This is a genomic window from Streptomyces sp. MZ04, assembly GCF_004684775.1.
GTDB lineage: Bacteria > Actinomycetota > Actinomycetes > Streptomycetales > Streptomycetaceae > Streptomyces.
The window spans coordinates 1-9582 of sequence record NZ_SRIC01000303.1 but is presented as its reverse complement, the minus strand read 5'-3'; the positions used below and the strand labels follow the sequence as shown (position 1 = coordinate 9582).

Genomic DNA, 9582 nt, shown 5'->3' with positions numbered 1-9582 from the left:
GCGGGAACACGCATGGCAATCAGCTCTTCGTGAGCAGGCCGCGGCCGCGCAGCACGCGCCGCTCCAGCGGGCTGAAGATGAGCAGGTCGATGGCGATGCCGACGATCAGGATCAGCAGGATCGCCAGGAACACCTGCGACATGCTGCTGTTGGTGCGGCCCGCCTCCAGGAGCTGGCCGAGGCCCACGCCCAGGTCGGGGTGGGTGGCGATGATCTCCGCGGCCATCAGGGAGCGCCATGAGAAGGCCCAGCCCTGCTTGAGGCCCGCCACATAGCCGGGGAGTGCCGCCGGGAACACGATGTGCCAGGTGTGCCGGAAGCCCGTCGCGCCCAGCGTGCGGCCCGCCCGCAGATACAGCGGCGGCACCTGGTCGACGCCGGCGACCAGGCCGTTGGCGATGGACGGGACGGCGCCGAGCAGGATCACCGCGTACATCGCCTCGGGCTTGAGGCCAAGCCAGATCACGGCGGGCGGCACCCAGGCGACCGACGGCAGGGACTGGAGGCCGGAGAGGATCGGGCCGATCGCCGCCCGCACGAACTTCACCCGGGCGACGAGCAGGCCGAGCGGCGTGCCGATGGCCAGGGCGAGCACGAAGCCGAAGAGCCCGCGGGAGACGGACGTCCAGATGTAGTCGAGCAGCTTGCCCTGGAGCCAGGCGCTGCGCAGTTCCTGCCAGACATCGGCGGGCGTGGGCAGCTTGCTCGGATCATCGACGATCTTGAAGGAGACCAGTGCCTGCCACACCACCAGGATCAAGGCGACGGCGATGAGCGGCGGCAGGATCTTGTCCACGAAGGTCCTGCGGAACGGGGTGCGGCCGGAGACGGTCGTCTCCAGCGCGTCAAGTCCCGCTTCGAGCCCCGCGAGGTCCCCGTGCCCCGCGGTCCCGGCGGGCGCGTCCGGGGCGTCGTCGACGGCCGTCTTCGTCTCAGTGCTGGCCATGGCGGCGGATCTCCCCACGCAGTTGTTCGGTGATCTCGACAGAGAGTTCCGCGACGTCCGTGTCCTCGATGCGGCGCGGCTGCGGGATGTCCACCGTCCACTCGCGGGCGATCCGGCCGGGGCGCGAGGAGAGCAGCACGACACGCTCGGCGAGCCGGACCGCCTCGCGGACGTTGTGCGTCACGAAGAGGACGGAGACCTCCGTCTCCCGCCAGATGCGGGTCAGTTCGTCATGCAGGACGTCCCGTGTGATGGCGTCGAGCGCGGCGAACGGCTCGTCCATCAGGAGCAGCTTGCTCTCCTGGGCGAGGGCGCGGGCCAGCGCCACGCGCTGGCGCATGCCGCCCGACAGTTCGTGCACGCGCTTGCCGTACGCGCCGCCCAGGCGGACCAGTTCGAGGAGCTCCTCGGCCCGGGGGCGCCGGTCGGCCTTGGCCACGCCCCGCAGTTTCAGGGCGAGTTCGATGTTCTTGCCCGCGGTCAGCCACGGGAACAGGGCGTGCTCCTGGAACATGAGGGCCGGGCGGCCGTCCGTGGCGATGCCGCCCACTGACGGCTTGTCGAGCCCGGCCACCAGGTTGAGCAGGGTCGACTTTCCGCAGCCCGAGGCTCCCAGGAGGGTGACGAACTCGCCGGGAGCGACATCGAGCGTGATGTCGTCCAGGACGAGCTGGGGCCCTGCGGGTGTGGCGAAGGACTTCGAGACGTGCTCGATCCGGGCCGCGTACCCGCTGGTCTCGGTGCTGTCCGCCGCCTTGGCGAGGGTGGTTGCGGTTGCCATGGTCGTCACCTCCTGGGAACTGGTCGGATTCCGGGCTTACTTGACGCCGAGACCGGCGTCTTCGGCCGCGGGCTCGCCCGCCGCCTTCAGGACCTTGTTCAGCGGCCTCAGGTCGTAGATGCCCTTGAGGTCGGGCTTCTCGAGGAGGCCCGCCTTGACCGCGTGCTCGGCCTCGCTGCCGAGCGTCCCGGCGAGCGGGTCGTCGGTGAAGTCAATGGACGTCCACGCCGGGTCGATGACCTCGGCCGGCAGCGGCTTGCCGGAGGCCGCCTTCAGCTCGGCGTTGGCCGCGGCCTTCGCCTGCTGCGGGTTGTCGTTGATCCACTTGGTGGTCTTCACGGAGGCGCGCAGCACCGCCTCGACGACCTTCGGGTGCTCCTTGAGGAAGTCCTGCCGCACGATGATGTTGGTGATCACGAACTTCTTGTCCGGCCACAGGTCCTTCTCGTCGAGCAGCACCTTGCCGCCCTCGGCGACCAGCTTCGACGCGGTCGGCTCCGGCACCCAGGCGCCGTCGATGGAGCCGGACTTGTACGCGTCCGGGGTGATCTTGTTGTCGGTGCGGACCACCGACACATCGCCCTTGCCGCTCTCCGCGTCGACCTTCCAGCCCTTCTCCTTGATCCAGTTGAGGAGGGCCACGTCCTGTGTGTTGCCGAGCTGCGGCGTTGCGATGCTCTTGCCCTTGACGTCGTCCAGGGACTTGATCTTGTCGGGGTTCACCACCAGCTTGACGCCGCCGGAGGCCGCGCCGCCGATGATGCGCAGGCCCTTGCCCTGGGACTTCGCATAGCCGTTGATGGCCGGGGACGGGCCGATCCAGCCGATGTCGATGGACTTCGAGTTGAGCGCCTCGATCTCCGAGGGGCCGGCGTTGAACTGGGCGTACTCGGCCTTGGTGGCGCCCAGCTCCTTCTGGAAGAGGCCCTCCTGCTTGCCGACGAGGGCGGTGCCGTGGGTGAGGTTCGGGAAGTACCCGATCTTGACCTCGTCGAGGCCCTCGATCTTCTTCGCCCCGGCGGCCACATTGGCCTTGTCGTTCTTGTCGGTCGACTCGGAGCCGTAACCGCAGGAGGTGAGCGCCACCGCGAGCAGCGGCAGGGCGGTGACCGCGGCCAGGGCGCGGCGGCCGCCGGTGGTGCGTGGAGTGCGGAAGCTGGCAGGCACGGGAGGGAGTCCTCTCGTTGGCCCGGTTCTCACGCCGTCAGGACGTGGCCGGGACGTCGGCAGGTTTTCGTCTACGCAGATCGATCTCGCGGGGGGTGAGGGCGCGCAAGCGGTGCGCGTACGTCATGCCGCACATCGCCCGACCCCGCCCTGACCGCTGCCGAGGGCGCCGCTGCCGATGCGGCCGCCCTCCTTCGCGAAGGTCGAGTAGTAATCGATCGCGATCATGGTCAGAAGTCCCAACCCTCGTCGTCCGCCGCCGACTTGGCCTCGTCGGCGGCCTCGTCGCCGGTGGCGAACGCGTCGCCCACCATGCCCGCGGCGAGCGTCGTGCCGTCCGCCGGGTCGATCAGCAGGAAGGAACCCGTGCGGCGCGACGCGGCGTACGAGTCGAGCGCGATCGGCTCGGCGGTGCGCACCAGGACCCGGCCGATGTCGTTGGCGACGAGCTGTCCGGGGGCGGGGTGCTGGGAGAGGTCGTCGAGGGTGAGCCGCGAGGGGATCTCCTTGACGATCGCCTTGACCGTGCGGGTGGTGTGCTTGAGCAGCACCCGCTGGCCGACACTCAGAGCCGTGTCCGCCACATGGCAGACCGTCGCCTCGATGTCCTGCGTGGTCGGCGGCTGGTCGCCGCTCGGCACGATCAGGTCACCGCGCGAGATGTCGATGTCGCTCTCCAGGAGCAGCGTCACCGACTGCGGCGTCCAGGCCACGTCCACCGGCTCACCGAGCAGATCGATGCCCGCGATCTTCGACGTACGGCCCGAAGGCAGCACCGTCACGGACTCGCCGACCCGGAAGGTGCCGGCCGCGATCTGCCCCGCGTAACCCCGGTAGTCGGGGTGCTCGGCGGTCTGCGGGCGGATCACGTACTGGACGGGCAGGCGCGCGTGGCAGGAGGTCAGGTCATGGCTGACCGGGACCGTCTCCAGGTGCTCCAGGACGGTGGGGCCGCCGTACCAGTCCATGTTGGAGGACGGCTCGACGACATTGTCGCCGGCGAGCGCCGAGATCGGGATCGCGGTGATCTCCGGGACGCCCAACCCGACGGCGTACGCGGTGAATTCCTCGGCGATCTTCGCGAAGACCGTCTCCTCGTACGCGACGAGGTCCATCTTGTTCACCGCGAGCACGACGTGCGGGACGCGAAGGAGCGCGGCGACGGCGGCGTGCCTGCGGGTCTGCTCGATGACGCCGTTGCGGGCGTCGACCAGGACCACGGCCAGGTCGGCCGTCGACGCGCCGGTGACCATGTTGCGCGTGTACTGCACATGGCCCGGCGTGTCGGCCAGGATGAACCGGCGCTGCGCGGTGGCGAAGTAGCGGTACGCGACGTCGATCGTGATGCCCTGCTCGCGCTCGGCCCGCAGACCGTCGGTGAGCAGCGCCAGGTCGGGCGCCTCCTGGCCGCGGCCGAGCGAGACCCGCTCGACGGCCTCAAGCTGGTCGGTGAGGACCGACTTGGAGTCGTGCAGGAGCCGGCCCACCAGGGTGGACTTGCCGTCGTCGACGGACCCGGCGGTGGCGAAGCGCAGCAGGGTGGTGGCCCTGACCTGCTCGGCTGTCGTCATGCGTAATCCCTCTGCTACATTCCGTGGCGGCCGCCGGGCTGGCGGTTTCGGCCTGTGGAGCTGGTGTAAGACCTCGGCTTGGGTTCGTCCCGGGGGCTGTTGGCGGTGAAGCAGGAAGCCCAGCGAGCGATCGTTGGATTCCGCGGTCTTCGGGCGGCGGGAGAGGTCAACTTTAGAAGTACCCCTCTCTCTTGCGGTCTTCCATGGCCGCTTCGGAGAGCTTGTCGTCGGCTCGCGTCGCGCCTCGCTCGGTGAGGCGCGAGGCGGCGATCTCCGTGATCACCGCGTCCAGCGTCGTCGCGTCCGAGTCGACGGCACCGGTGCAGGACATGTCGCCGACGGTGCGGTAGCGGATCAGCCGCTTCTCGACCGTCTCGTCGTCCTTGGGGCCACCCCACTCGCCTGCGGTCAGCCACATGCCGGAGCGCTTGAACACGTCGCGCTCGTGCGCGAAGTAGATCTGCGGCAGCTCGATCCCCTCGCGGGCGATGTACTGCCACACGTCCAGCTCGGTCCAGTTGGACAGCGGGAACACGCGGACGTGCTCACCGGGGGCGTGCCGGCCGTTGTAGAGCTGCCACAGCTCGGGGCGCTGGCGGCGCGGATCCCACTGCGAGAACTCGTCGCGCAGCGAGAACACCCGCTCCTTGGCGCGCGCCTTCTCCTCGTCGCGGCGCCCGCCGCCGAAGACCGCGTCGAACTTCTCGCTCTGGATCTTCTCCGTGAGCGGCACGGTCTGCAGCGGGTTGCGGGTCCCGTCCGGGCGCTCCCGCAGCTTTCCGGCGTCGATGTAGTCCTGCACGGAGGCGACGTGGAGGCGAAGCCCGTGCTCGGCGACCACGCGGTCGCGGTACTCGATGACCTCGGGGAAGTTGTGCCCGGTGTCGACGTGCAGGAGCGAGAAGGGCACGGCCGCCGGGGCGAACGCCTTCAGCGCCAGGTGCAGCATGACGATGGAGTCCTTGCCGCCGGAGAAGAGAATCACCGGCCGCTCGAACTCACCCGCCACCTCGCGGAAGATGTGCACCGCCTCGGACTCGAGCGCGTCCAGGTGCGACAGCGCGTAGGGGCTGTCGGTCCCCTCGGTCACAGTGGCAACGGTGGTCGTCATGCCAGACCCCTTTCGATGAGCAGCGCGCGCACGGCCGCCGCGGACTCCTGCACGGTCTGGTCCTGGGACTCGATGCGCAGATCGGGCGACTCGGGCTCCTCGTACGGGTCGTCGACCCCGGTGAGCCCGGAGATCTCGCCCGCCGCCTGCTTGGCGTACAGACCCTTCACATCGCGTACGGAGCAGACCTCGACCGGCGTCGCCACATGGACCTCGAGGTACGGCGTGCCGCCCGTCTGGTGGCGCCCCCGCACCGCCTCGCGGCTGTCGGCGAACGGCGCGATCACCGGCACCAGGACCTTCACGCCGTTACGTGCGAGCAGTTCGGCGACGAAGCCGATGCGCTGCACGTTGGTGTGCCGGTGCTCGCGGCTGAAGCCGAGGCCCGCCGAGAGGAACTCGCGGATCTCGTCGCCGTCGAGCACCTCGACGCGGTGGCCGTCCTCGCCGAGCTTGCCGGCGAGTTCGTAGGCGATGGTGGTCTTGCCCGCGCTGGGCAGACCGGTGAGCCAGATGGTGGCTCCGGTGGTCACGTGCTTCTCCTGGGTGTGTGTCTGGTCCTGAGTGCTTGTCCGAGTGGCCGTCATCAGTGGATCCCGCACTCGGTCTTGGCGTTGCCCGCCCAGCGTCCGGCGCGCGCGTCCTCGCCCTCCAGGAGGCGACGGGTGCAGGGCGCGCAGCCCACGGAGCCGTAGCCGTCCATGAGGAGGGGGTTGGTGAGGACGCCGTGCTCGGTGACGTAGGCGTCCACGTCGTCCTGCGTCCAGCGGGCGATCGGCGAGACCTTGACCTTCTGCCGCTTCTCGTCCCAGCCGACGACCGGGGTGTTGGCCCGCGTCGGGGACTCGTCCCGGCGCAGGCCCGTCGCCCAGGCGGCGTACGAAGTCAGGCCCTCCTCAAGGGGCTTCACCTTCCGCATGGCGCAGCACAGGTCGGGGTTCCGGTCGTGCAGCTTCGCGCCGAACTCGGCGTCCTGCTCGGCGACGCTCTGCCGCGGCGTGAGCGTGATGACGTTGACGTCCATCACGGCGGCGACGGCGTCGCGCGTGCCGATGGTCTCGGGGAAGTGGTAGCCGGTGTCGAGGAACACGACGTCCACGCCGGGGCGGGCGCGCGATGCGAGATGGGCGACGACGGCGTCCTCCATGGAGGAGGTCACGCAGAAGCGGCTCCCGAAGGTGTCGACGGCCCACTGGAGGATTTCCAGCGCGGAGGCGTCCTCCAGGTCGCGCCCGGCCTGCTCGGCGAGCGCCTTCAACTCGTCGTTCGTACGCGACTCTTGAGCCTGAGCCGTGGTCATATCTCTTCCCCTCCACCGCTGTTGCGCTGAACTCCCCGGGCGAGCAGCCCGAGGAACTTCAACTGGAAGGCCCGGTTGCACGCGGCGCATTCCCACGCGCCGTGACCGGTCTCGTTCGGACGCAGGTCCTCGTCACCGCAGTAGGGGCAGTGGAAGGGGGCGGCACGCTCACTCATGAGAGGGCCTCCTCGCTGGCGCGCGCGACCCAGGTGGCGAAGCGCTCGTCGTCCGCGCGCTCCTTCTCGAAGCGCTTGAGGACCCGCTCGACGTAGTCGGGCAGCTCGGCCGAAGTGACCTTCAGGCCACGGACCTTGCGGCCGAACCCGGCTTCGAGCCCGAGCGCGCCGCCCAGGTGCACCTGGAAGCCCTCGACCTGGTTGCCGTCGGCGTCCAGGACCAGCTGGCCCTTGAGGCCGATGTCGGCGACCTGGATGCGGGCGCAGGCGTTCGGGCAGCCGTTGATGTTGATGGTGATGGGGTGGTCGAACTCCGGGATGCGGCGCTCGAGTTCATCGATCAGCGAGGCGCCGCGCGCCTTGGTCTCGACGATGGCGAGCTTGCAGAACTCGATGCCGGTGCAGGCCATGGTGCCGCGCCGGAAGGGGGAGGGAGTGACCCGCAGATCGAGCGCTTCGAGCCCGGCGACGAGCGACTCGACCTGCGCCTCCTCCACGTCGAGCACGATCATCTTCTGCTCGGCGGTGGTGCGCAGGCGGCCCGAGCCGTGGGCGTCGGCGACCTCGGCGATCTTCATGAGGGTCGTGCCGTCCACGCGCCCGACGCGGGGTGCGAAGCCGACGTAGAAGCGGCCGTCCTTCTGCTTGTGCACGCCGAGGTGGTCGCGCCAGGTGCCGGTCGGCTGCTCGGGCGCGGGCCCGTCGACGAGCTCCCGCTCGAGGTACTCGTCCTCCAGGATCTGCCGGAACTTCTCGGGACCCCAGTCGGCGACCAGGAACTTCAACCGGGCGCGGTTGCGCAGGCGCCGGTAGCCGTAGTCACGGAAGATGCCGATGACACCGCCGTACACGTCCGGCACCTCGTCGAGCGGCACCCAGGCGCCGAGCCGGACACCGAGCTTCGGGTTGGTGGAGAGCCCGCCGCCGACCCAGAGGTCGAAGCCGGGCCCGTGCTCGGGGTGGTTGACGCCGACAAAAGCAATGTCATTGATCTCGTGCGCGACGTCGAGCTGCGGGGAGCCGGAGACGGCGGACTTGAACTTGCGGGGCAGGTTCGAGAAGTCGGGATTCCCGATGAAGCGGCGCTGGATCTCATCAATGGCGGGGGAGCCGTCGATGATCTCGTTCTCGGCGATGCCGGCGACGGGCGAGCCGAGGATGACGCGGGGCGTGTCACCGCAGGCCTCGGTCGTGGAGAGCCCCACGGCCTCGAGCCGCTCCCAGATCGCGGGGACGTCCTCGATGCGGATCCAGTGGTACTGGACGTTCTGCCGGTCGGTGAGGTCGGCGGTGCCGCGCGCGAACTCCTGCGAGATCTCGCCGATGACGCGCAGCTGCTCGGTGGTCAGCCGCCCGCCGTCGATCCGCACCCGCAGCATGAAGTACTCGTCGTCCAGCTCCTCCGGCTCCAGGATCGCGGTCTTGCCGCCGTCGATCCCCTGCCGACGCTGGGTGTAGAGCCCCCACCAGCGCATACGCCCACGAAGATCGTTGGGGTCGATGGAATCGAACCCACGCTTCGAGTAGATCGTCTCAATGCGTGTCCGCACATTGAGACCGTCGTCGTCCTTCTTGAACTGTTCGTTCCCATTGAGCGGCGTGAAGTGGCCAACGGCCCACTGGCCCTCACCACGGTGACGGCTCACCTTGCGCTTGGGCGCGGCAGTCGTGGGGTTTTCAGGGGTGGCAGCCATGGCTATACGTCCTTCAAGGCGGGCGGCATAGGGGCCGGCGCATGGCGCCGTCCATGAGGGGCGGTGGTCGGGCGACGGGAGGGAGGCTCTGACCTGCACACTTCGCGCTGGGGGCGCGGCGGTGCGCAAGAATATGGTCAAGCAGGGGGAGTCGTCGGCGCTGGTGCTGTCAGCTCGCCGGACACATGGCGCTGGACATGCGGCAGAGATCGACGTGACGTCGACTCACCAAGGCAATTCCAGTGCGATCCATGGCGGAAGCGTGTCACGGGACTTTAGACCCAGTCCACCAGTGTCCGTAATCTGGACACTCTCGTCCCGCCTGATGAGACACAGTGACGTGGGTCACTAAGACGTCCATCTCCCCTGTCCTGCTGTGCAGGCATACGGGACACGGGGGGAGTTCTCGTGTGGGGGCAGATTTGGGTGTGGCTGTCCGCCGGGGCGGTGACCGTCCTCGCGGTACTCGGGGCCGCGATCACGGGCGTACTCAAGGATGCCTGTCAGGGAACCTCATCAGTGGGACGGTCCCCTTCGCCTTCATGGTCGGCCACGGGCCCTCGTTGGACTTCGAGGACTCGGCGCTCCTGATCAGCGGCCTCGTGCTGGGACCCGCCACGGCGGTCTACGTTTTCGCCGCGTGGTCGGGCTGGTGGGGGACGGCCGCAGCGGTCGCGATGTGCGGGGCGATCGTCACCGTCGGCGCCGCGGCCTGGTGGCGCGGCATGGCCTTGGAGGTCAGGGCCGCGCGGGCCAAGGACCTGTCGCTTATACACATCTCCGAGCCCACGAGACGCTCATGAAGCTCGTATGCCGTCTCCCGCTTTCGAAAACAA

General features: G+C 69.1%; 11 protein-coding genes. 1 reads left to right on the top strand and 10 read right to left on the bottom strand.

What is annotated here, in order from left to right:
• Nucleotides 1-19: 19 nt before the first annotated feature.
• From E2651_RS36785 to E2651_RS46240, 10 genes are all read right to left on the bottom strand, one after another.
• Nucleotides 20-946 (bottom strand): ABC transporter permease, encoded by a 927-nt coding sequence (locus E2651_RS36785; protein ID WP_135335611.1) that lies wholly within the window; start codon nucleotides 944-946, stop codon nucleotides 20-22.
• The gene (locus E2651_RS36780) at nucleotides 933-1727 is read right to left on the bottom strand and encodes an ABC transporter ATP-binding protein (RefSeq protein WP_135335610.1); all 795 of its coding nucleotides are present in this window, start codon (nucleotides 1725-1727) and stop codon (nucleotides 933-935) included. The genes E2651_RS36785 and E2651_RS36780 overlap by 14 nt, the downstream gene beginning before the upstream one ends.
• A 36-nt stretch (nucleotides 1728-1763) precedes the next feature.
• Nucleotides 1764-2894: an ABC transporter substrate-binding protein gene (locus tag E2651_RS36775; RefSeq protein ID WP_135335609.1), complete on the bottom strand. Its 1131-nt coding sequence runs from the start codon at nucleotides 2892-2894 to the stop codon at nucleotides 1764-1766.
• A gap of 230 nt (nucleotides 2895-3124) precedes the next feature.
• The gene (locus tag E2651_RS36770; RefSeq protein WP_135335608.1) at nucleotides 3125-4465 is read right to left on the bottom strand and encodes a GTP-binding protein; all 1341 of its coding nucleotides are present in this window, start codon (nucleotides 4463-4465) and stop codon (nucleotides 3125-3127) included.
• A gap of 172 nt (nucleotides 4466-4637) precedes the next feature.
• On the bottom strand, nucleotides 4638-5576 hold the full coding sequence (gene cysD / locus E2651_RS36765) for a sulfate adenylyltransferase subunit CysD (protein WP_135335607.1): 939 nt from the start codon (nucleotides 5574-5576) through the stop codon (nucleotides 4638-4640).
• The gene (gene cysC / locus E2651_RS36760) at nucleotides 5573-6163 is read right to left on the bottom strand and encodes an adenylyl-sulfate kinase (protein WP_135335606.1); all 591 of its coding nucleotides are present in this window, start codon (nucleotides 6161-6163) and stop codon (nucleotides 5573-5575) included. Before cysC ends, cysD begins: the two co-directional genes overlap by 4 nt.
• Entirely contained in the window at nucleotides 6163-6876 is a 714-nt protein-coding gene (locus E2651_RS36755; protein WP_135335605.1) for a phosphoadenylyl-sulfate reductase, read from the bottom strand. The genes cysC and E2651_RS36755 overlap by 1 nt, the downstream gene beginning before the upstream one ends.
• Nucleotides 6873-7052 carry a hypothetical protein gene (locus E2651_RS36750; protein ID WP_135335604.1) on the bottom strand — a complete coding sequence of 60 codons (180 nt, stop codon included), beginning with the start codon at nucleotides 7050-7052 and terminating at the stop codon, nucleotides 6873-6875. Before E2651_RS36750 ends, E2651_RS36755 begins: the two co-directional genes overlap by 4 nt.
• Nucleotides 7049-8746 (bottom strand): nitrite/sulfite reductase, encoded by a 1698-nt coding sequence (locus E2651_RS36745; RefSeq protein ID WP_135335603.1) that lies wholly within the window; start codon nucleotides 8744-8746, stop codon nucleotides 7049-7051. The genes E2651_RS36750 and E2651_RS36745 overlap by 4 nt, the downstream gene beginning before the upstream one ends.
• Before the next feature lie 169 nt (nucleotides 8747-8915).
• The gene (locus E2651_RS46240) at nucleotides 8916-8999 is read right to left on the bottom strand and encodes a putative leader peptide (protein WP_323178717.1); all 84 of its coding nucleotides are present in this window, start codon (nucleotides 8997-8999) and stop codon (nucleotides 8916-8918) included.
• A 289-nt stretch (nucleotides 9000-9288) separates the two neighbouring features.
• On the opposite strand from E2651_RS46240, the gene E2651_RS36740 reads away from it, so the two are divergent.
• Nucleotides 9289-9549: a hypothetical protein gene (locus E2651_RS36740; protein WP_135335602.1), complete on the top strand. Its 261-nt coding sequence runs from the start codon at nucleotides 9289-9291 to the stop codon at nucleotides 9547-9549.
• Nucleotides 9550-9582 lie beyond the last annotated feature (33 nt).